This window comes from Endobacterium cereale, from assembly GCF_009617585.1.
Taxonomy (GTDB): Bacteria; Pseudomonadota; Alphaproteobacteria; order Rhizobiales; family Rhizobiaceae; genus Neorhizobium; species Neorhizobium cereale.
This window is the reverse complement of record NZ_WIXI01000047.1, coordinates 178617-201186: the sequence shown is the minus strand read 5'-3', so window position 1 is coordinate 201186 and position 22570 is coordinate 178617. Positions and strand designations below refer to the sequence as shown.

The 22570-nt window shown below is 59.7% G+C and carries 17 protein-coding genes and 3 tRNA genes; 10 read left to right on the top strand and 10 right to left on the bottom strand.

Annotated elements, in window-relative coordinates; all coding sequences use genetic code 11:
* Window positions 1-56 precede the first annotated feature (56 nt).
* Together GAO09_RS19715 and GAO09_RS19710 are read left to right on the top strand one after the other, a co-directional pair.
* Entirely contained in the window at window positions 57-455 is a 399-nt protein-coding gene (locus GAO09_RS19715; protein WP_153356330.1) for an NADH:ubiquinone oxidoreductase subunit NDUFA12, read from the top strand.
* A gap of 198 nt (window positions 456-653) precedes the next feature.
* Window positions 654-1022: a DUF2155 domain-containing protein gene (locus GAO09_RS19710; RefSeq protein ID WP_235938331.1), complete on the top strand. Its 369-nt coding sequence runs from the start codon at window positions 654-656 to the stop codon at window positions 1020-1022.
* A 541-nt stretch (window positions 1023-1563) separates the two neighbouring features.
* Here GAO09_RS19710 and aat read toward each other — a convergent pair.
* From aat to GAO09_RS19680, 6 genes are all read right to left on the bottom strand, one after another.
* Window positions 1564-2181: a leucyl/phenylalanyl-tRNA--protein transferase gene (gene aat / locus GAO09_RS19705; RefSeq protein ID WP_153356325.1), complete on the bottom strand. Its 618-nt coding sequence runs from the start codon at window positions 2179-2181 to the stop codon at window positions 1564-1566.
* 9 nt (window positions 2182-2190) lie between these two features.
* Window positions 2191-3534 carry an acetyl-CoA carboxylase biotin carboxylase subunit gene (gene accC / locus GAO09_RS19700; protein ID WP_153356322.1) on the bottom strand — a complete coding sequence of 448 codons (1344 nt, stop codon included), beginning with the start codon at window positions 3532-3534 and terminating at the stop codon, window positions 2191-2193.
* Between the two features lie 16 nt (window positions 3535-3550).
* Entirely contained in the window at window positions 3551-4021 is a 471-nt protein-coding gene (gene accB / locus GAO09_RS19695; protein WP_153356319.1) for an acetyl-CoA carboxylase biotin carboxyl carrier protein, read from the bottom strand.
* A gap of 29 nt (window positions 4022-4050) precedes the next feature.
* Window positions 4051-4488 (bottom strand): type II 3-dehydroquinate dehydratase, encoded by a 438-nt coding sequence (aroQ, locus tag GAO09_RS19690; RefSeq protein ID WP_153356316.1) that lies wholly within the window; start codon window positions 4486-4488, stop codon window positions 4051-4053.
* A gap of 134 nt (window positions 4489-4622) precedes the next feature.
* Window positions 4623-5402, bottom strand: coding sequence for a DsbA family protein (locus GAO09_RS19685; protein WP_153356313.1), 780 nt, complete (start codon window positions 5400-5402; stop codon window positions 4623-4625).
* A 177-nt stretch (window positions 5403-5579) separates the two neighbouring features.
* Window positions 5580-8552 carry an Rne/Rng family ribonuclease gene (locus GAO09_RS19680; RefSeq protein WP_153356310.1) on the bottom strand — a complete coding sequence of 991 codons (2973 nt, stop codon included), beginning with the start codon at window positions 8550-8552 and terminating at the stop codon, window positions 5580-5582.
* 899 nt (window positions 8553-9451) lie between these two features.
* Here GAO09_RS19680 and GAO09_RS19675 point away from each other — a divergent pair.
* The 3 genes from GAO09_RS19675 (at window position 9452) to prfB (ending at window position 14608) form a co-directional block, all read left to right on the top strand.
* Window positions 9452-10612 (top strand): N-acetylmuramoyl-L-alanine amidase, encoded by a 1161-nt coding sequence (locus tag GAO09_RS19675; RefSeq protein ID WP_235938329.1) that lies wholly within the window; start codon window positions 9452-9454, stop codon window positions 10610-10612.
* 300 nt (window positions 10613-10912) lie between these two features.
* A complete protein-coding gene (locus GAO09_RS19670) occupies window positions 10913-13372 on the top strand; it encodes a penicillin-binding protein 1A (protein WP_153356307.1) in 2460 nt (819 codons plus the stop codon).
* A gap of 104 nt (window positions 13373-13476) precedes the next feature.
* A protein-coding gene (prfB, locus tag GAO09_RS19665; RefSeq protein ID WP_153356304.1) for a peptide chain release factor 2 occupies window positions 13477-14608 on the top strand; the annotation gives its coding sequence in 2 pieces (ribosomal slippage) (window positions 13477-13545 and window positions 13547-14608; 1131 coding nt in all).
* A gap of 64 nt (window positions 14609-14672) precedes the next feature.
* On the opposite strand, the gene GAO09_RS19660 is transcribed toward prfB, so the two are convergent.
* A complete protein-coding gene (locus tag GAO09_RS19660; protein ID WP_153356301.1) occupies window positions 14673-15443 on the bottom strand; it encodes an NAD kinase in 771 nt (256 codons plus the stop codon).
* Between the two features lie 258 nt (window positions 15444-15701).
* Window positions 15702-15777, bottom strand: a tRNA-Thr gene (locus GAO09_RS19655).
* Window positions 15778-16027: 250 nt separating this feature from the next.
* Here GAO09_RS19655 and GAO09_RS19650 point away from each other — a divergent pair.
* The gene (locus tag GAO09_RS19650) at window positions 16028-18073 is read left to right on the top strand and encodes an NAD(+) synthase (protein ID WP_153356298.1); all 2046 of its coding nucleotides are present in this window, start codon (window positions 16028-16030) and stop codon (window positions 18071-18073) included.
* A 7-nt stretch (window positions 18074-18080) separates the two neighbouring features.
* A complete protein-coding gene (locus tag GAO09_RS19645; RefSeq protein WP_153356296.1) occupies window positions 18081-18530 on the top strand; it encodes a hypothetical protein in 450 nt (149 codons plus the stop codon).
* A gap of 23 nt (window positions 18531-18553) precedes the next feature.
* On the opposite strand, the gene GAO09_RS19640 is transcribed toward GAO09_RS19645, so the two are convergent.
* A complete protein-coding gene (locus GAO09_RS19640; protein WP_153356293.1) occupies window positions 18554-20623 on the bottom strand; it encodes an ATP-dependent helicase in 2070 nt (689 codons plus the stop codon).
* A 167-nt stretch (window positions 20624-20790) separates the two neighbouring features.
* Here GAO09_RS19640 and GAO09_RS19635 point away from each other — a divergent pair, with 167 nt between their 5' ends.
* Entirely contained in the window at window positions 20791-21207 is a 417-nt protein-coding gene (locus GAO09_RS19635) for a response regulator (protein ID WP_153356288.1), read from the top strand.
* Window positions 21208-21214: 7 nt separating this feature from the next.
* On the opposite strand, the gene GAO09_RS19630 is transcribed toward GAO09_RS19635, so the two are convergent.
* Window positions 21215-22096: a TrmH family RNA methyltransferase gene (locus GAO09_RS19630; protein WP_153356285.1), complete on the bottom strand. Its 882-nt coding sequence runs from the start codon at window positions 22094-22096 to the stop codon at window positions 21215-21217.
* Window positions 22097-22353: 257 nt separating this feature from the next.
* Here GAO09_RS19630 and GAO09_RS19625 point away from each other — a divergent pair.
* Together GAO09_RS19625 and GAO09_RS19620 are read left to right on the top strand one after the other, a co-directional pair.
* Window positions 22354-22438 (top strand) — tRNA-Tyr (locus tag GAO09_RS19625).
* A 28-nt stretch (window positions 22439-22466) separates the two neighbouring features.
* Window positions 22467-22540 (top strand) — tRNA-Gly (locus GAO09_RS19620).
* Window positions 22541-22570 lie beyond the last annotated feature (30 nt).

Genomic DNA, 22570 nt, shown 5'->3' with positions numbered 1-22570 from the left:
AGATTGCATAAGCTCATCACCAAACTTCCCTCTCTCGTTTGAGGCCGACGGAAACAATGAAAACTCTTCTTCTGCAGATTTTTACCTGGTGGAACGGTCAGACGATCGGGACGCGTTTCTTCACATGGAAACATGGCAAGCGCGTCGGTCAGGACGAGCTCGGCAACGTTTATTACGAAGGCACGATGACCTCCTGGGGCATGCCGCGCCGCTGGGTGATCTATAACGGTTATGCCGAAGCCTCCGCCATTCCTCCGGGCTGGCACGGCTGGATGCATTACCGCACCGACACGCCGCCGAGCCAGGAAGAGTATTCGCCGCGCGAATGGCAGAAGCCGCATCAGGCCAACCTCACCGGTTCGGCAGCCGCCTACCGTCCGCAGGGTTCGCTTTCGGGTGCTGGCGAGCGTCCGCGCGTCACCGGCGACTACGACGCCTGGACACCGGGCAACTGAGCCTGACGTACTAATCTCCGCGACCCGGCGAAGCGCCGGGTCTGCAAACGGCCAAAGCCTTCGGCTTTTGGCCATAATCCCTGACTACGCGTAGCGAATGCCCTAAGGTGAGGGCGTTGCGCGGGTAGATTGATGAGATTGTTGATGACGTTTTCGAAAAAGCTGTTGGCCGGTGTTTTCCTCGGCGCCTTGCCGCTGATGACGCCGCAAACGGCTTCTGCCGCGCGCCTCGAAAACCCCGTCGCCGTGTTTGCCGGCATCGACAAGATTACGGGCCGCATCACCGCGTTTGACGTCTATGTCAACGAAACGGTGCAATATGGCGCGCTGCAGGTGACCCCAAAGGTCTGTTATTCCCGCGACGATACCGAAGCCCAGAAGATCGACGGTTTTGTCGAAATTGACGAGATCACGCTCGACCGCAAGATTCGCCGCATCTTTACCGGCTGGATGTTTGCCGACAGCCCCGGCCTCAATGCCGTGGAGCACCCGATCTACGATATCTGGCTGACCGGCTGCAAGGACAAGTCGGACGTGCCGGCGCCAGCGCCGGCGCAGAGTAACTGATCGTATTCGCTCTGGCCCGGAAGAGGGCAGAGTCGCGCTTATGCACGATTTACATGTTTGCGAGCGAGCTGCCTTGCCCTTTGGCTTCCTATCTTCGTGTTTGTCACGTCCCTAAGCGGATCCAGTAAAGTTTCTATTTGGTGTGCGGACAGGTAAGGCACCCAATCCATTCCTTGATTGATGAGGTTCGTGTTTCGTGTCTGCAAAGCCGATGCGACAAGTTTTTCAAAAGCAAAGCGGCGAGGGGACTGCACGCATTGGGCCATCTCATCGAGTTTCGACGAAACGGTTTCGAACGGATACTCAAATAGCAGCCATGCTCGGTAGAAATCCTTTATTTCATTGAGAGGCCACCGGCGATCGCCGTGTGTAATCTCCCAGCTGCCATCAGAGTTGACCCGCAGAGCGGTGCCATTTTCCCCAAACAGAAATTCATTGCATGGCATGCTGGAAACCTGCCTTTGCCTCGGTTGAGATTGTTGGGGGCGTGCCCGCAGTTTTTAACTGAGCTGTATGGGCAGGTGGTGCAGTGAATGCCGCCCTAAAACGCCAGATGCGGCGGTTCCACCGCCGCCTGCAGCATCACCAGATATTCCGCCTTCGGCACATCGATCGCGCCAAATGTTTTTAGGTGGTCGGTGGTGAACTGCGTGTCGAGCAGTCGAAACCCTTGAGCGCGCAAGCGCTCGACCAGATGCACGAGACAAATCTTCGATGCGTCGGTGCGGCGGGAAAACATGCTTTCTCCGAAGAAGGCCGCACCCAGCGAAACGCCGTAAAGGCCACCCACCAGTTCGCCATCTTCCCACGCTTCGACGCTATGGGCGTGTCCAAGGCTGTGGAGCTCCGTGTAGAGCGAGCGTATCGTGGAATTGATCCAGGTGCTTGGACGGTTGTCGACCGCTTCCGCGCAGCCGTCCATGACGGAGGCAAAGGCGGTGTCGAAACAGATGTCGAACGGTGCCTTGCGGATGGTTTTGGAGAGGCTTTTGGAGACGTGAAACGTGTCGAGGGGGATGATGCCCCGAAGATCCGGCTCGACCCAGAAGATTTCCGGGTCGTCCGCCGAATCGGCCATTGGAAAAAGGCCGATGGAATAGGCACGCAGGAGAATATCCGCTGTGATCGTCGGATCCTGCCCCCTGCGTGTCCCTGCCATCGCTGTCCTTTAGGCGCTCGTGCTGGCCAGATAGTTTTCCAGCCAGTGGATGTCGTAATCGCCCTTGGCGATATCGGCGTTGTCGACCAGATCCTGGAACAGCGGGATCGTCGTCTTGATGCCGTCCACGACGAACTCGTCGAGAACGCGACGCAGACGCATCATGCATTCGTCGCGGGTGCGACCATGAACAATGAGCTTGCCGATCATGCTGTCGTAGTAAGGCGGGATCTTGTAGCCGGCATAAGCGCCCGAATCGACGCGCACGCCGAGACCGCCCGGAGCATGGTAATAGGTGATCGTGCCGGGCGACGGCACGAATGTGCGCGGGTCCTCGGCATTGATGCGGCACTCGATGGCGTGGCCGGAAAACACCACGTCTTCCTGTGTTACGGACAGACCCTTGCCGGAAGCAATGTGGATCTGTTCATGCACCAGGTCGATGCCGGTGATGGCCTCGGTGATCGTGTGCTCCACCTGCAGGCGGGTGTTCATTTCGATGAAATAGAACTCGCCGTTTTCGTACAGGAACTCGATCGTGCCGGCGCCGCGATACTTTAGCTTGCGCATGGCATCGGCGCAGACTTCGCCGATCTTCATGCGCTGCTCGACATTGAGGGCAGGGGAGTTTGCTTCTTCCCAGACCTTCTGGTGACGGCGCTGCAAAGAGCAGTCGCGTTCGCCCAGATGCACCGCATTGCCTTCACCGTCACCCAGAACCTGGATTTCGATGTGGCGCGGCTTGCCGAGATATTTTTCCATGTAGACGGCATCGTTGCCGAAGGCGGCCAGCGCCTCGGAACGGGCCGAAGACACGGCTTCCGAGAGATCGGCTTCGCTATGGGCAAGCTTCATGCCGCGACCACCGCCGCCGGCCGTGGCCTTGATCAGGACCGGGAAACCGATCTTGCGGGCCACTTCCAGCGCGTTTTCAGGCAGCACTTCACCATCGGAACCCGGAACGACCGGGATGCCAAGTTCCTGCGCCGTCTTCTTGGCGGTGATCTTGTCGCCCATGATGCGGATATGGTCCGCGGTCGGCCCGATGAAGGTGATACCATGGGCGTCGAGAATATCGGCGAACTTGGCGTTTTCCGACAGGAAGCCATAACCGGGATGAACCGCATCCGCACCGGTGATCTCGCAAGCCGCGACGATCTGGTGGATGTTGAGATAGCTGTCACGCGACGGCGGCGGGCCAATGCACACACTCTCGTCGGCAAGACGGACATGCATGGCATCGCTGTCGGCCGTCGAGTGCACGGCGACGGTTGCGATGCCGAGTTCCTTGCAGGCGCGAAGAACGCGAAGCGCGATTTCGCCGCGATTGGCTATGAGGACCTTGGAAACCATCAGGCTGACCTATGCTTTATTCGACGATGACGAGCGGCTCACCGTATTCAACGGGCTGTGCGTCGTTGACGATGATTTCCTTGACGACGCCCGAACGCGGCGACGGGATCTGGTTCATCGTCTTCATCGCTTCGATGATGAGCAGCGTCTGGCCTTCCTTGACGGTGGCGCCGACCTGGATGAAGGCGGCAGCACCCGGTGCCGGCGACAGGTAGACAGTACCGACCATCGGGGCCGGAACGGCGTTCTTGTTGTCACGCGCCGATGCGGCCGGAGCAGCAGCAGGTGCTGCGGCGGCAGCAGGAGCAGCAGCGATTGCCGGAGCGGCGGCCATGACCGGAGCCTGGATGTATTGCGGAGCCGAGCGCGAAACGCGGATACGCATATCGTCCTGTTCGATTTCGATCTCGGAAAGATCTGTGTCGTTGAGGATGTTGGCGAGATCGCGGATCAGTACCTTGTCGATACCGCTTTTCTTTTCAGACATGGCAAACCCTATATCTTTGTTGTCTTTTTTCAGCTGATTATGTCTTTGAAGGCATGCAGCGCGAGGATGTAGCTCGTCGGGCCAAAACCGCAGATGACGCCCTTGGCAGCCGGCGCGATCATCGAATGATGCCGGATTTCCTCACGCGCATGCACGTTCGAGATATGCACTTCGATCACCGGAACGGTGATGGATTTGATGGCGTCATGCAGCGCCAGCGATGTGTGCGTGTAGGCGCCCGCATTAAATGCGATGCCCGCAGCCTTTTCGCCAGCTTCATGGATCCAGTCGATCAGAATGCCCTCATGATTGCTCTGGCGGAAATCGACCTCGAAACCGAGATCCTTGCCGACTGCAATACAACGGTTCTCGACATCCTTGAGCGTGCCGGCGCCATAGATGCCGGGTTCACGCTTTCCAAGCATGTTGAGATTGGGCCCATTGAGGACGAAAATCGTCTTGCTCATCAAGTCTTCCGTCGAAAAATCTGGGCCACCTATAGACCGGTGAACCGTCAAGGGAAAGCCCCCGGCCATGAAACCCGTGCATAACCGGGCTTCGCGGCCTCCGGGGCGGCGTTAAACGGCGGTTTTGGTTAAGGTCAGCAGCTGGCCTTGCCGCACTTGCGGATATTGGCGATCTTCTCTTCGATGGCATCGGCGCCCTGCGCGCCGATCAGCGCCTCGTTGCCGACGACGTAATAGGGCGTGCCGGTAATGCCGAGCGCATTGGCAAGACGGTAGGTGGTCTTCACGTTGGCCTCGTTCGGCTGGTCCTTCATCGACTGGCGCAGTTTCGCTTCGTCAAGGCCGAGCGAGGTGGCGACTTCCATCGCAGTGTCTTCCGTGGCACGGGTTTCGCCGCCGAGCAGTTTGCGGTGGAAGTCCGGATATTTGCCCGGCGCGGTCAGGCGCACCGCATTGGCGACCTGATGGGCGGCAACCGATTCCGGGCCGAGGATCGGAAATTCCTTCAGGACGAAACGGACATCCTTGTCCTTCTGGAGGATGGCATCCATGTCTTCGAGCGCGTGTTTGCAGTAACCGCAATTGTAATCGAAGAACTCGACGACGGTCACGTCACCGTTGGGATTGCCGAGCACGATGTCGTTCTTGTCGGAGAAGATCGCATCCTTGTTTTCGATGATGGCAGGGCCGGCCTGGCTCATGCGGCTTTCATACTGCTTCTTCTCATAGGCCTGCTGCACCTCGATCAGAACTTCCGGGTTGGCGATCAGGTATTCGCGAACGAAGGCGCCCATTTCCTTTTTCTGGTCCTCGGTCATCTCGGCAGCAGCCGGCTTTATGCTGAGCAGGGAGGAGGTCGCGAGCACCGTGGCACCCATGAGCGCAAGGAAGGTTGTGCGGAGGCGAGGGGCCATGATGGTCATATTCGTCCTGTTCTCAAAATCAATGTTCGTGGTCGGCGAGAGTAAGCCAGCGTCGCCCATGTGGAAACCGCAAAAGCAAGTTCATCGCCACCTCTATCAGTAAAGCGCAATGAAGATGCAAAAACGGCCGCACTATGGCGGCCGTTTTCGATGTTCATATTTTGCGGCTTAGAAGAAACCGCGGCGCTGCCACCAACCGGCTTTCTTCGGCTTTTCTTCGCCTTCAGCCGGCTTCTGTTCCGAAGCGGTCGACTTCACAACCGGATCGGAGGAGGCGACATTGTCGCCACGGTTGGCGCGGGCGGGCTTTGCCGCTTCCGCATCTTCCGTGACCGCGACAGGTGCGTCTTCGACGACTGCGGCAGGCGCGGCTTCCACAGGCTTGGCTTCCTCAGCGGCAACGACCGGGGCAGCTTCAGCCGGGGCTTCTACCGCGACCTCTGCCTTGGGAGCAGCCTTCTTGCGGGAAGCGCGAGCCTTGGGAGCAGGAGCCGCAGCCTCTGCTGCCGGAGCCGGCTCTTCCTGTGCAACAACGGCTTCTTCTTCGGCCGGCGCTGTCGCAGCCTTGCCACGACGCGTGCGGCGCGGCTTCTTGGCGTCGGCCGGTGCCTCAGCGGCAACCTCTGCCACGGCAGCAGGTACGGCGTCGTCAACGGCAGCGACCGGTTCGGCCTGCTGTTCGCCTTCCGCGTCGCTTACGCCAGCTTCGCCATCGTCTTCGCCGGAGCCTTCAACGACGTTGCCTTCTTCATCCGTGCGATTGCGACGGCCACCGCGCTTGCCACGACGGCGACGCTTGCGGCGTGCGCCTTCATCGCCCTCGGACGCTTCTGCAGAAGCCTGACCCTCGGTAGCCTCGTCATCACCTTCGTCGCCGTCTTCGTCGGCATCGCCGGAAATGCTGTCGCCATCGGCGGACTGCGCCTGTGCGTCGCCATTGCGATCACCGTTCTTGCCGCGACGACGGCGACGGCGCTTGCGCTTGCGGCCGTTCTCACCGTCTTCGCCACGGGCCTGCTGGGCCGGAGCGGAAGCGGAGGCTTCGATGATTTCCTCTTCTTCTTCGTCGATCTCGTCCTCGATGACGACATCGTCATCCTCGTCCTCGATGGGCAAGGCTGCGAACTGCATCAGGCTTTCGATCTTGACCGGGTTTTCAACCGGTTCGCCACGATCGACGGCGAAATGGGTAGCACCCACGTTGTGATCGGATTCGATGAAGATCGAGACGCCGAAACGCTTCTCGTAATCCATGACCGTCTGACGCTTGTGGTTCAGAAGGTAGAGCGCGATTTCAGGCGTGGTACGCACGGTGATGTCGTGCGTTGTATTCTTGAGCAGGTATTCCTCGATGCCGCGCAGCACGTGCAGGGCGATGGAAGACTGCGAACGGACGTGGCCGGTGCCGCCGCAATGCGAGCAGACCTGCGTCGTCGATTCCAGAACCGAGGCGCGGATGCGCTGGCGCGACATTTCCAGAAGGCCGAAATGCGAGATGCGGCCGACCTGGATGCGGGCGCGGTCGTTCTTCAGGCAATCCTTCAGCTTCTTCTCGACAGCGCGGTTGTTGCGCTTTTCTTCCATGTCGATGAAGTCGATGACGATCAGGCCTGCAAGGTCGCGCAGGCGCAGCTGGCGGGCGACTTCTTCAGCCGCTTCCAGGTTGGTCTGCAGCGCCGTGTCTTCGATCGAATGCTCGCGGGTCGAACGACCGGAGTTCACGTCGACCGCAACCAGCGCTTCCGTCTGGTTGATGATCAGGTAACCGCCGGACTTCAGCGTCACCTGCGGCTGCAGCATGCGGTCAAGCTGCGCTTCGATGCCGGAGCGCGAGAAGATCGGGTGCATGTCGCGGTAAGGCTGAACGACGCGGGCATGGCTCGGCATCAGCATCTTCATGAAGTCTTTCGCTTCACGATAGCCTTCTTCGCCCGAAACGATGACCTCGTTGATGTCCTTGTTGTAAAGGTCACGGATCGAACGCTTGATCAGCGAACCTTCTTCGTACACCAGGCAGGGAGCCGTCGACTGCAGCGTCAGCGTGCGGACATTTTCCCACAGGCGCATCAGGTATTCAAAGTCGCGCTTGATCTCGACGCGGGTACGGTTTGCACCGGCTGTGCGCAGGATCACGCCCATGCCCTGCGGCACTTCGAGATCGCGTGCGATTTCCTTCAAACGCTTGCGGTCGGTCGGCTGGGTGATTTTCCGCGAAATGCCGCCGCCACGTGCGGTGTTCGGCATCAGGACGGAATAACGGCCGGCCAGCGACAGGTAGGTGGTCAGAGCTGCGCCCTTGTTGCCACGTTCTTCCTTGGCGACCTGCACGAGCAGGATCTGGCGACGCTTGATGACTTCCTGGATGCGGTACTGCTTGCGCGGCTTGCGCTGGATACGATCCGGAACCTCTTCCATCGCGTCTTCGGCGCCGACGGATTCGATTTCTTCCTTCTCGTGATTGTCGTCATCATCATCGTCGTCGTCATCGCGACGGCGGCCGCGCGGCTCGACGTCTTCCGAAATCGAATCGGTTTCGACCATGGCAGCCATTTCGCCCGGCGTGCTGTCGTCGTCATTGCCGTCAGCGCTGGCTTCAGCGTCAGCAGGCGCCTCTTCAGCAACCTTCTTGCGAGCGCGGCTGCGGCGCGGCTTTTTCGGCTTTTCTTCGGCGACGACCTCGGCTTCGGCTTCCGGCTGGGCTTCTTCAGCCACCGGCGCTGCCTCAGCGGGCTCTTCACCGAGTGCTGCTTCAACCTGTTCGACGATGGCGGCAGGCAGGCCGACATCCGGCTGGTCCTGCAGCGCTGGGTCGACAATCGGATCGGCGGCATCGGCATCGGCGATGCGCTGCTGCTCTTCCGCTTCGGCCTGTTTCAAGGCCTGACGGTCAGCCAGTGGAATCTGGTAATAATCGGGATGGATTTCCGCGAAGGCGAGGAAGCCGTGACGGTTGCCGCCGTAATCCACGAAGGCGGCCTGCAGCGAAGGTTCTACGCGCGTCACCTTGGCAAGATAGATATTGCCGCGGATCTGCTTTTTGTGCTGCGATTCGAAGTCGAATTCTTCAATCCGGTTACCCCGAACGACTACGACCCGCGTCTCCTCTTCGTGAGACGCGTCGATGAGCATTTTGTCTGCCATTGAATATGTGCTCCTCGGCGCAAACGCGCAGGGGCACGGATGCCTGCCGCAAGGGCAGGCCGATCATGCGTCGCGGTTGTTGCGCCGGATAAGATTATTCCCGCAGGGTCAATCCGTGGCGACCGCAACCCGATAGCCGTCGGGGCTTGTGGCTCCCTCAGCATCTCCAGGTTTTGAAAAACGTGCCGCGACATCTATGACCAGACGAGAATGACGATACGTGAAGACCCGGGTGGGTCCGATGAATATGCTCCGTGCGAGCGATACGTTGCCCGCGACTGGGTACTGTTCCGGCCACCGCCGGTGCGGATAGTGTTTCAGAGGCAAAGTGCAGCGACGACGGATGGATGACCGTGTGTGGCGCCAGGTCCTTAATCGGCTGGCTGCCGTGGCAGTCCTATCCCGTCAACACTTTGACCCTTCTTTGTCTTTTATGTTTTAATTGTTGCTATGGCAAGGGAAAAGCCGGCTGCGCCTTATTGTAGATCAATTCCTGCGCCTTGATATATGACAGCCGTCAGACATGATTCGCGGTATGCGGAAGGCGCGGCCTGATATGGTGCCCGACTGCTCTTGCGGCGAGTGCGATCGACGAAAAAACATCGAACTCGAACGAAAAACTCCAGATATTTTGCGTAAATGCAGTTTTGCTACTCGCGGTAGAGCGGCCGCGAAGGTATCGAACGGACGAGGCGGTCCCTCTATCGTGTGGGGTGGAGGGCTGTGGAAAGACGCAGGAAGCGCGTTCATTCGCAAACTTGGGGCAGCATTTGGCGGCGGGAATGAAGACTGAAATAGCGGATGCCTGCGGCTTCGGCGGCGGTGACAGATTGATTCGTCGTATGCGTCGTGGCGTCATCATGTCCTTGCTGGCGATGTCACCAATGATATTCGGCGATATGCTTGCCTGTGGTCCGCGCGTTGCGCAGGCAGCTGCAAGCGAACGGTCTGAAAAGCCGTTGCTCGCCTTTGGCGCCCGCATTGCCGGTGATGATGCGCGGACGCGCGTCGTCCTGGACTTTGACGGCAAGCCGACCTTTTCCGTGCACTATGTCTCCAATCCCGACCGTGTGGTCATCGACCTGCCGGCGACTGCGTTCGGTTTTTCGCCGCAGGAGCTGACGGCGCGGGGTCTTTTCAAGGATATCCGTTATGGCGCGATGGGGGAGGCGAGTGCGCGCCTCGTGCTGACCGCCATTCGCCCGGTCAAGCTCGTCATGGCGGAGGTGCAGAAAAACGACGATCACGGTTATCGTCTTGTGCTTGATGCCGAGATGACGACTGACAAGGCGTTTGTCGAAATGGTGCGCAAGCAGGTCTGGGACACGCCCGGCGACGTCAACGCGATTTCGGAAGCCAAGGACGATGTCTTCACGATCGCGATCGATGCCGGTCATGGCGGCATCGATGCGGGTGCGACCGGTGCCGACGGCAAGGTGCAGGAAAAGAACATCACGCTTGCGTTTGCGCAGGCGCTGCAGGCCAAGCTTGATGGCAAGGCCGGCATGAAGGCATTCCTGACCCGCGAGGATGATCATTTTCTGTCGCTCTCCGAACGTGTGACGCTGGCGCGTCAAGGCAAGGCCGATCTGTTCATCTCGCTGCATGCCGATACGCTGCGTGAAAAGGATATTCGCGGGGCGACGGTCTATACGCTGTCCGACAAGGCGTCCGACCGCATGGCCGAAAATCTCGCCGCCCGTGAAAACCTCTCCGACCAGCTTGCGGGCTACAGCCTGCAGGACGGGCCGCCGGAAGTGGCCGATATCCTGATGGATCTGACCCGCCGCGAAACGCAGGCCTTTTCCATCTCGCTTGCTGACCGGGTCGTCTCGTCCTTCGAAGGGCAGGTGGGGCTGATCAACAATCCGCGCCGTTCGGCCGGTTTCCAGGTTCTGCGCGCGCCAGACATTCCGTCCGTGCTGCTCGAACTGGGTTTTCTGTCGAATATCGAGGATGAAAAGCTGCTGCTGGATGAAAAGTGGCGGGAAAAGGTAACGGGCCTGATTGCCGACGCCGTTTTGCAATATCGCGGGCGTGCGATGGCCGATGGCGGCTGAAAGCCGAAGGATACACGGTGCCGCGATCGTGATGGGAGTACCGTATCTACCACACCACGCGGATTATCTGGCTGACATGCCTTGGGAATAACGTCGCCAAGCCCTATTTTACTCACATTCGGACGGTTATTCGGCCCCGTACGGTGAGTGCCGATTTTGAATGGTGCCTGCGGCGCGTGCTGTGGGCGCAGATGTCGCGAATGCGCCCAAAGGCTTGTACTCTCGGCCTCGCCGTGCAAAACGCCTGAAAATATGCGATTGTGCTTTTTTGCACCCTACGACGATAGACGGTAGCGCCTGATGATCAGATTGATTGGATACATGTTCGGACTGGGCTGCGTGCTCTTTCTCGTAGTGGCGGGGGCAGCGGCCGTTTATCTGGTCGGCGTGACCCGCGATCTGCCGGACTATGAAGTCCTCAATTCCTACGAGCCGCCGGTCGCGACCCGCGTTCATGCCGGCAACGGCGCGCTGATGGCGGAATATGCCCGCGAGCGTCGCCTGTTCCTGCCGATCCAGGCGGTGCCGGACCGCGTCAAGGCGGCTTTCCTGTCGGCGGAAGACAAGAATTTCTACAATCACCCAGGCGTCGATATCACCGGTCTCGGCCGCGCCATCGTCAACAATATCCAGAACATCGGTTCGGGTCGCCGCCCTGAAGGCGCGTCGACCATCACCCAGCAGGTGGCGAAAAACTTCCTGCTCTCGGCTGACCAGACGATGGACCGCAAGGTCAAGGAAGCGATTCTGTCCTTCCGTATCGAGCAGACCTATTCCAAGGACAAGATTCTCGAACTTTACCTGAACGAGATCTTCTTCGGCATGAATTCCTACGGCATTGCCGGTGCCGCGCTCACCTATTTCGACAAGTCGGTGACCGAACTGACGATCGCCGAATCGGCCTATCTCGCGTCGCTGCCGAAAGGTCCGGCCAACTATCACCCGTTCCGCCATGAGAAGGCAGCGGTTGAGCGCCGCAACTGGGTGATCGATCGGATGGCCGAAAACGGCTACATCAATGTCGAGGATGCCACGGAAGCAAAGACACATCCGCTGGGTGTGACCCTGCGCCGGAGTGGTCCTTCGCTGCTCGGTACCGATTTCTTTGCCGAAGAAGTTCGCCGCCAGATCATTGGCAAGTATGGCGACAAGGCGCTTTACGAAAGCGGCCTGTCGGTGCGCACCTCGATCGATCCGGACATGCAGCTGCAGGCACGTGCCGCGTTGCAGCGCGGTCTGGTTGATTATGACGAGCGTCGTGGTTTCCACGGTCCTGTCAAGGAAATTGCCGCCAGTGGCGACTGGGGTCCGGAACTTGCAAAGATCCCTTCGCTGCGTGACGTGCCGGAGTGGAAGCTCGCAGTCGTGACCGCCGTTTCGGCCACCGGTGTCGATATCGGCCTGCAGCCGGAAACGGCAGCCGGCGGCAAGGTGGTCGATGAACGCGAGCGCGGCCACATCGACGCTGAAAACATGAAATGGGCCTATCGCGACGCCGCCGGCGAACGCAAGACCGCGCGCTCTCCCGAAGGTGTTCTGAAGGCGGGCGACGTCGTGTATGTCGAGCCGCTTTCCGGCAAGCAGGGCGCCTATCGCCTGCGCCAGCCGCCGAAGGTACAGGGCGCGCTTGTGGCTATGGACCCGCATACCGGCCGAGTTCTCGCTATGGTCGGCGGCTTCTCCTACGCGCAGTCGGAATTCAACCGCGCCACGCAGGCCATGCGCCAGCCGGGTTCGTCCTTCAAGCCGTTCGTTTACGCGGCTGCCATGGACAATGGCTATACGCCGGCATCCGTCATCATGGACGCCCCGATCGAGGTCGTGTCGGGCAATGAAGTCTGGCGGCCGACCAACTATGGCGGTGAGGATGGCGGTGGTCCGTCCACCCTGCGCACCGGTATCGAAAAGTCGCGCAACCAGATGACCGTTCGTCTGGCGCAGGACATGGGCATGGACCTCGTGGCCGAATATGCCGAGCGTTTCGGCATCTACGACAAGATGGCGCCTTACCTGCCGATGGCGCTCGGTTCCGGTGAAACCACGGTTCTGCGCATGGTTTCGGCCTATTCGGTCATCGCCAATGGCGGCAAGCAGATCAAGCCGACCCTGGTCGACCGTATTCAGGACCGTTACGGCAAGACGATCTTCCGCCATGAGGAGCGCACCTGCGAGGGCTGCAACGCCAACAGCTGGGCAAACCAGGAAGAGCCGGTTCTGGCCGATAACCGCGAGCAGGTTCTCGACCCGATGACGGCCTATCAGGTGACGTCCATGCTCGAGGGCGTGGTGAAGCGCGGCTCCGCTGCCGGCAAGATCCACATCACCGATCGTCCGGTTGCCGGCAAAACGGGCACCACCAACGATTCAAAGGACACTTGGTTCGTCGGCTTCTCACCGGATCTGGTGGCCGGGCTTTATATCGGCTTCGACAATCCGGCGACGCTTGGCCGTGGTGCGACCGGCGGCAGCCTTGCCGCGCCGATCTTCGCCAGCTTCATGGAATCTGCCGAAAAGACCCGTGAAGCCGGCAAGTTCCAGATTCCGCAGGGCATGCAGTTCATCGCCGTCAACCGCAAGACCGGCATGTTCGCCAATGAAGGCGAGCCGGATACGATCGTGGAAGCCTTCAAACCCGGCACCGGCCCCTCCGACACATTCAGCGTGATCGGCATGGACGACACGATGCCGGCCGAGGAAATCCTGCGCACCTCGCCGCAGGCGCAGCAGGCTGTGACCTCCGGTGCCGGCGGTCTGTTCTGATCCAATCCTGACGGGTTCTCACGCGGCGGGCGGGTTTACATCCTTGCCCGCCGCCACTATGTCAGGCCTTATTTCCAAGTAGAATACGGGAAGCAGCTACGCATATGCGCAACGAAATGCTCAACGTCACCGACGAAATCAAGCAGGCCATAAGCCTGCTGAGGAGGCATCTTTGACTGGGATCAGGCGGTAAGACGACTGGACTGGTTGAACAACAAGGCAGAGGATCCGAACCTCTGGAACGATGCCACCGAAGCCCAGAAGCTGATGCGCGAGCGCCAGCAGCTGGATGACAGCATCAACGGCGTGAAAGCGCTGGAGCAGCAGCTCAACGACAATATCGAACTCATCGAAATGGGTGAGGACGAGGGCGACGAGGCGATCATCAAGGACGCCGAGGATGCGCTGCGGGCACTGCGCGCCGAAGCCAACCGTCGTCAGGTCGAAGCCATGCTGTCCGGTGAAGCCGATAGCAACGACACCTATGTCGAAGTGCATTCCGGCGCCGGCGGCACGGAAAGCCAGGACTGGGCCAACATTCTGTTGCGTATGTATACCCGCTGGGCCGAACGCCAGGGTTTCAAGGTCGAAATCCTCGAAATGCATGACGGCGAAGAAGCCGGCATCAAATCGGCGACCATTCTGGTCAAGGGCCACAATGCCTTTGGCTGGTTGAAGACCGAATCGGGTGTGCATCGTCTCGTGCGCATTTCGCCTTACGATTCGAACGCGCGTCGCCACACGTCGTTCTCGTCGATCTGGGTTTACCCGGTCGTCGACGACTCGATCAACATCGAGGTGAACGAAAGCGATTGCCGTATCGATACGTACCGCGCCTCGGGCGCCGGTGGTCAGCACGTCAATACGACCGACTCGGCCGTGCGTATCACGCATATCCCGACCGGCATCGTGGTGTCCTGCCAGCAGGAACGTTCGCAGCATAAGAACCGCGCCAAGGCGTGGGACATGCTGCGCGCCCGTATGTACGAAGCGGAACTGATGAAGCGCGAAGCGGCCGCCAACGCGGAAGCCGCCTCCAAGAGCGACATCGGCTGGGGTCACCAGATTCGCTCCTACGTGCTGCAGCCGTATCAGCTGGTCAAGGATACGCGCACCGGCGTCGAAAGCACGGCGCCGGGCGATGTGCTTGACGGTGATCTCAACGCGTTCATGGAAGCCGCACTCGCCCACCGCATCAGCGGCAAGGCGGATGTCGCCGGCGCCGACCTCGACTGATCGGGCGGATGTGCTGAAAAGACAAAAGGCGGGTTCTTCGGAGGCCGCCTTTTTTGGTTGGGGATCAGTCCGAAAACTGCTCGGCGAGAATGCGGTCGGACCAGGAATGATCGGGATCGGACAGGATGCGCGCCTTCATGTCCTGCGACTGCGCGACGCGGATATGCAGCACCGTCTTGACCTCGGTATTATCGGCCACCGCGTTGACCGGGCGTTTTTCCGGCTCGAGGATATGGATATCGACACAGACCCGGTTCGGCAGCAGCGCACCACGCCAGCGACGTGGGCGAAAGGCGCTGACAGGCGTCATGGCGAGAAGCGGTGCTTCCAGCGGCAGGATCGGGCCGTGGGCGGAAAGATTGTAGGCGGTGGAGCCCGCCGGCGTCGCCACCATCAGACCGTCGCAGATCAGTTCTTCCAGGCGAACCTTGCCGTCGATCTCGACGCGCAGTTTTGCGGCCTGATAGCTCTGGCGGAAGAGATAGACCTCGTTGATGGCAAGCGCCACCGATGTCGTACCGTCGGTATTCGTCGTCGTCATCCGCAACGGATGGATGGCGTTTTCGACGGAGGCCGACACACGCTGATTCAGGTTGTCTGCGTGATAGTCGTTCATCAGAAAGCCGACGGAACCGCAATTCATGCCGTAAACGCGTTTTCCCGAATTTATGCTGTCATGCAGCGTCTGCAGCATAAAACCGTCGCCGCCGAGCGCCACGATCACATCAGCCTCATCCACCGGCGTCTGGCCGTACATGCGGGTAAGTTCTTCAAGGGCGGCCTGCGCTTCGGGCGCAATGGACGCCAGGAATGCGAGGCTTTTCTTCTGCGACATCAACGGCACCTTCTTTAATGGCCGTCCTTGGTACATGAAAAGCGAGGAGGGCGACAAGGCCGCAAGGCGGCTTGAGAGAAGCCAAACACCGATGGCGGTGCGGCTTACGCAGAAATGTCAAAGACTGTGGAAAAGAATGGTTGCGCCCTAGGGTAGGTGAACGCCTGGTATCGACTGCGATGTCGGGATGGTCGTTCGATGCTTTGCGAAATTTCCGACTGACGACATGTTTATGCCGAAAGTCGGAAAATCGAAAAGTGGTGCCCCCGACAAGGTTCGAACTCGTGACCCCCTGATTACAAATCAGGTGCTCTACCAACTGAGCTACAAGGGCAATGTGGTGCGAAGTACCATATTCTCATTGTCTGTAAAGAGGAAATTGTCGCGAATGGGGAAGAAGAGGATTTGACGGTTGATAATTCGGGTTATCGGTGTGGATATCGGCGGCCGGCACGCGTTGACGCGATCCGCAGTATGGGCTTTCGGCTCTGAAACCTTTCCCGAACCAAGAATCGGCAAAACGCTCTCGACCACGCCGCGCTAGCCAATTACTTATGGCGCAGCTTGAGAAGACGGAGTGCCTGATGAATTTTCATTCTGCCTATGCCCACGGTTTTGTCCGCGTCGCCACGGCCACGCCGGCCTGCGAGATCGGTGACCCGGTCTTTAATGCAAAGGCGGTGCTGGAACTGGCGCGTGAGGGCCATGATCAGGGCGTGGCGCTGATGGTGTTCCCGGAACTCGGTATCTCCGGTTACTCGATCGATGACCTTCTCGGGCAGGCGGCGCTGCTTGAATCCGTTGAGACAGCGCTGAAGACATTGGTCGAGGCGAGCCGCGACCTTGTCCCCGTTCTGCTGGTCGGCGCGCCTCTGCGTCATTGCGGCCGGCTTTATAACTGCGCCATTGTCATCCATACGGGAAAGATCCTCGGAGTGGTGCCGAAGGCGCATCTGCCGAATTATCGCGAGTTCTATGAAAAGCGCTGGTTCGCCTCGGGTCGCACTGTTCGCGGGCAGGAAATTTCGGTTGCGGGACAGATCGTGCCTTTCGGCATCGATCTTCTGTTTGCCGACAGCCGCATTGCCGATTTCGTTTTCCATGTGGAAGTCTGTGAGGACGTCTGGGTGCCGGCACCGCCGAGCGATTTTGGCGCTTTGGCGGGTGCAACCATTCTCACCAACCTGTCGGCCAGCAATGTCACCGTCGGCAAGGCGGATGTCAGAAAGCAGCTTTGCGCCAACCAGTCGTCGCGCAATATCGCCGCCTATCTCTATTCCGCGGCAGGACCGGGCGAATCGACCACCGATCTCGCCTGGGACGGTCAGGCCTGTATCTATGAGCTTGGCGATCTGCTGGCGGAAACAGAACGTTTCCCGGAAGGCTCGCAGATGTGCGTGGCCGATATCGATGTCGAGCGGCTGGCGCTGGAGCGTCTGCGGACCGTGACATTCGAGGATGCGGCGGAGCGTGTTCTGCGCACAGATCAGCCGTTCCGTCGTGTCAGCTTCGAGTTCGATGCTCCGCAGGGTGATATCGGCCTGAAGCGGTCTGTGGCGCGTTATCCCTTCGTGCCCTCCGATCCGGCCCGTCTCGATCAGGATTGCTACGAGACATTCAACATTCAGGTTCAGGGGCTGATGAAGCGCCTGAAGGCCACCGGCATCAAACGACTGTGCATCGGCATTTCCGGTGGTCTCGACAGCACCCATGCCTTGTTGGTGGCGGCGCGGGCGTTTGACCGTCTCGGCTGGCCGCGCACTGATATTCTGGGCTTCACCATGCCGGGTTTTGCCACCGGTGACGAAACGCTCGGCAATGCATGGTCGCTGATGCGCAGCATTGGCATCACGGCGGAAGAGGTGGATATCAAGCCGCTGGCGTTGCAACTGCTGAAGGATCTCGGCCATCCGTTTTCCGGTGGCGAGCCGGTCTATGACGTGACGTTTGAAAACGTGCAGGCGGGCCTGCGCACCGACTTTCTGTTCCGCGCCGCCAACCAGCGCAACGGCATCGTGCTCGGTACCGGTGATCTTTCGGAAATCGGGCTGGGCTGGTGCACCTATGGCGTCGGCGACCAGATGAGCCATTACAATGTCAACGGTTCGGTCTCCAAGACGCTGATCCAGCATCTGATCCGCTGGGTGATCAACAGCGGCAGTTTCGATGCCGAGGCGAATGCGACGCTGGAGCGCGTGCTCGCCACGATTATCTCGCCGGAACTTGTGCCGGCCGGTGAAGACGGCGTGATCCAGAGCACCGAGGACAAGATCGGCCCTTATGACCTGCACGATTTCACGCTCTATTATCTGACGCGCTATGGTTTGAAACCATCGAAGATCGCCTATCTGGCCCATCACGCCTGGAGCGACGTGGCGGCCGGCGCATGGCCGTCCCATTTCCCGGATGAAAAACGCCGCGCATACGATTTGGCGACCATCCGCAAATGGCTGCAGACGTTTTTGTTTCGATTCTTCACCATCAGCCAGTTCAAGCGCTCGGCCTCGCCGAATGGGCCCAAAGTCACATCCGGGGGCTCGTTGTCGCCGCGTGGCGACTGGCGCGCGCCGTCCGATGGCAATGCGCGGGTTTGGCTGAAGGAGCTGGAGGAAAATGTGCCGGACGCGTAAATGCCTAATGAAAGCGACTGTCAGCCCAACTTTTGATGTGGGACCCAATATGCGCTTCACAATCTTATCGATGATCGCGTTGCTCTTTATCGCAGCTGGAACGGCAGAAGCGGCAGACGGACAGATGCTGGCTTGCCATTTTCAAGAAAGCTCTAGCCAGCTCAACCGCTTTGAGGAGGTAGATCAAGTAAAAGTTGATGTGGTGGGGAGTCTGGTAGAGCTTCGAGTTGCTCGTACAATAGGAACGACCGAGCCGGTAAATTGGATTTTCACAAGTCGGAAAAGTGCGCTTGGGACCGATACGTTTTCCGTCAAAAATACGTCAGCCGGGATTGTTGGGGGTGGTGTCATTGGTGACGTCGCACATTCCTTTGCGCTTTCTCACAAAGGCATCCTAACTTGGGTAATTACACAAAATGGCCATCCTCAATGGTGGTCATGGCGTTGCCGTGAATGAAAAGCCTTTAGTCCAGGCTCAAATCACCGCCACATGCCGCGCATCCGCGCCGTCACATCTATGCGCACCTGTTTGCGCGCCGCCTTTTCCGCTTCCGACATCGGCTCCACCACCGGCCAAGCGGTGGTTTCGAAAAACTGCAGAAGCGTTGCCGGGATGAAGCGGGTGCGGGCGGCGTAGACATGCCGGTCGCCCTGTGAATGCTGGCCGTGGGTGAAGAAGCGCTGCGGCGTCACCAAATGCAGGCTGTCCTTGGCCCGCGTCATAGCCACATAGAGCAGACGGCGTTCCTCCTCGATTTCGGCGCTGGTGCCGACACCGAGATCGGAGGGAATGCAGCCGTCGACGCAGTTCAGCACGAAGACCGAGCGCCATTCCTGCCCCTTGGCCGAATGGATGGTCGAGAGGATCAGGTAATCGTCGTCGAGCAGCGGTACGCCGGCCTGATCGCTGGTGGCGCTGGGCGGATCGAGCGTCAGTTCGGTGAGGAACCGCTCGCGGGATGCATAACCGGAGGCGATCTGTTCCAGTTGCAGCAGGTCGGCCTTGCGGGTGTCGGCATCCTCGTGGATGCGCTCCAGGTGCGGTTCGTACCAGTTGCGCGCCGTGCCGATTTCCGATGGCCAGCCTTCGCCGCGACGTACCGAGGCCAGCATCGCGACAAATGTCGTCCAGTCCTCGCCGCTGCGGGGCGGGGCAGGGATTTCCTGTAATGCCGCCAGCGGTTCGGGATCGGTCGCGATGGCGTCGAGGATTTTTCCAGCGGTTTGTGGGCCGACGCCGGGGATCAACTGCATCAGCCGGAAACCGGCGACGCGGTCGCGCGGGTTCTGGGCAAAACGCAATGCTGCCAGCAGATCCTTCACGTGGGCGCTGTCCAAAAATTTCAGGCCGCCGAATTTCACGAAAGGAATGTTGCGGCGGGTAAGCTCCACTTCCAGCGGGCCGGAATGGTTGGAGGAGCGGAACAGCACGGCCTGATTTTTCAAGGTCATGCCAGTTTCGCGGTTTTCGAGAATCGTTTCGCAGACGTAGTTGGCCTGCTCGGTTTCATCGCGCACGGAAACGAGGCGAGGGCGCTCGGCCGATTGCCGTTCGGTCCACAGGTTCTTGGTGAACCGCTCGCGGGCGAGATCGATGACGCCATTGGCGGCGGCAAGGATCGTCGTGGTGGAGCGGTAATTGCGGTCGAGTGTGATGATATCGGCGGGCGGCTCGAAGGATTTTGGAAAATCCAGAATGTTGCGGATGGTGGCGGCGCGAAACGAATAGATCGACTGCGCATCGTCGCCGACGACGGTCAGGCCGCGGCCACCGGGTTTTAAGCCCATCAGGATGCTCGATTGCAGACGGTTGGTGTCCTGATATTCGTCGACGAGAACGTGATCGAAGCGCGCACCGATATCGGCAGCCAGCAGCGGTTCCGACATGGTCTGCGCCCAATAGAGCAGAAGATCGTCGTAATCGAGGACGTTCTGGGTCTGCTTGGCTTCGACATAACAGCCAAACAGTTCGCGCAGCTGCGCTTCCCATGCGGCGCACCATGGAAAATACGTCTTCAGCACTTCACCGAGCGCGGCTTCCGAATTCACCACGCGTGAATAGATGGCGAGGCAGGTGCCCTTGGTGGGAAACCGGCTTTCGGTCTTGGAAAAACCGAGCTCATGCCGGATGAGGTTCATCAGGTCGGCACTGTCTTCGCGGTCGTGGATGGTGAAATCCGGATCGAGGCCGATCTGTTCCGCATAGATGCGCATCAGTCGCGCGCCGATACCGTGGAACGTGCCGGCCCATGCCAGTGCATCGGTCATCACGCCGGCATTGGCGCCGAGCACCTGTCCGCAGATGCGCTCGACGCGTTTGCCCATTTCGGAGGCGGCGCGGCGGGAAAAGGTCATCAGCAGGATACGGCGCGGATCGGCGCCGTTGACGATCAGGTGAGCGACGCGGTGCGCCAGTGTGTTGGTCTTGCCAGAGCCAGCGCCGGCAATCACCAGAAGCGGGCCGCTGTCGCCGGTTTTTGCATCGGCCGCGCCATGCTCGACGGCGCGGCGCTGGGCATCGTTGAGTTTATCGAGATAGGCGAGGCTCATGGGCGGTTCCGAATCATGCGATCCTGTCTATCCGATTCGCTTTATGACGCGCAGCCTTTTGAGAAAGGCCTTGGTGACCTCCACTCACGCGCGCATCAATTATTAGAGGTTGTGGAACAAAACCGCGTGCGCGTCATTGTACCTAGTCATAAAACGAAGAGGGGCACATGCCGCATCGGATTCTCGTCGTAGAAGACCAGCTGTTGATCGCGCTACATATCGAGGACGCCGTGCTGGCCCTTGGTCATGAAGTGGCAGGCATAGCGGCCAATCAGGCCGATGCACTCGATGCCGGCGATGACGCCGACATCATACTTGTCGATGTTCATCTTCAGGATGGAGCGACCGGGCCGGATATCGGCCGGGAACTGGCGGCGCGCGGGCTGACGGTCATTTTCATGACCGCCAATCCGGAAGCGATCGCTAGCGGTATTCCCGGCACCCTTGGCGTTATTTCCAAGCCGCTATTCGATCTCGAACTGATCGGCTCGATCCAGTTTGCCGCTGACGTGCGCGATGGCGGCAATGCGACGCCGCCCGAGCGCATGCGCTGTTTCGACAGACGGGCGACGGCTTTGCACTAAGGCCGGATCAAGCCTTGGCGAGATGCTGACGCGCCGCATAAAGCGCGATAGCCGCCGCATTCGAAACGTTCAGCGACTTGATGGCGCCTGGCATGTCGAGACGTGCCAGCGCGTCGACGGTTTCGCGCGTCTTCTGGCGCAGGCCCTTACCCTCTGAACCGAGCACCAGCGCAACCTTAGCCCCGGCAAATGTGCCTTCGAGCGGAGCCGGCCCTTCCGAATCAAGCCCGATTGTCTGGAAGCCGAGCTTCCGCAGTTCGCCCAGCGCATCGGCCAGATTGCCGATCTGGATGTATGGGATCATTTCAAGCGCGCCGGAGGCAGACTTCGCCATCACGCCGGACTCGGTCGGGCTGTGTCGCTGCGTGGTGATCAGGGCGCCGGCCTCGAAGGCAACCGCCGAACGCATGACGGCGCCGACATTGTGCGGATCGGTGACCTGATCGAGCACGAGAATGAGATTGCTTTCCTTCAAGGCTTCCAGGCGACGCACCGGCAGCGGCTTCGTTTCGATCATCGCGCCCTGGTGGATGGCGTCGGGGCCGAGATGTTTGTCGATATCCTGCGGCGACACGAACTCGACCGGGAAGGGCAGTGCGTGGGACTCACCGATGTCGAGGCGCACGAAGGCGTTCTGCGTGACCGTCAGTTTGACGATTTGGCGCTCGGGGTTGTCGATGACGGCGCGCACGGTGTGCAGGCCATAGAGAAAGACCTGGTCGGGCTGCAGTTGCGGCGCCTTCCAGTTCTCATGCGCGGGTTTCGGGCGCTTGCGCGGATCCGGTGTCGGGATCTCGCCACGCTCGCGCTTGGCATCGCGCACATTGCGGCGCAGGGTGGCGTAATGGCTGTCGCGGCCGGCTTTGTCGTTTGGATCGTTTTTTGTCATGACGCCTTATAGCGCCAGCCGATGGTCCGGCAAAGCCCCACATGCACGGGTTTCACCCGGTTTGGCAGTAGCCGGCGCTATCCACAGGGTTAGGGGGCATTCATCAGCCTGACACATCAATCTGTGTTTTTTCCGAACTTTTCGTTTCTCCCCGTGTTGACAGCAGCGAAAGTGGCCGTCATATACGCCGCACAGAACGAGACGGCGGTTTCGCCCAACGTTCTGAAGAGCTTGGTTCTCGATCCAGACGAAATACTGGAGGGATGCCCGAGTGGTTAAAGGGGACGGACTGTAAATCCGTTGGCTACGCCTACGTTGGTTCAAATCCAACTCCCTCCACCATTTCGTTGCATGGATCGAACCAGACCCCGCGGGTATAGCTCAATGGTAGAGCAGCAGCCTTCCAAGCTGAATACGCGGGTTCGATTCCCGCTACCCGCTCCAGTAAACTCAACCACTTAGCTATACCGCGTG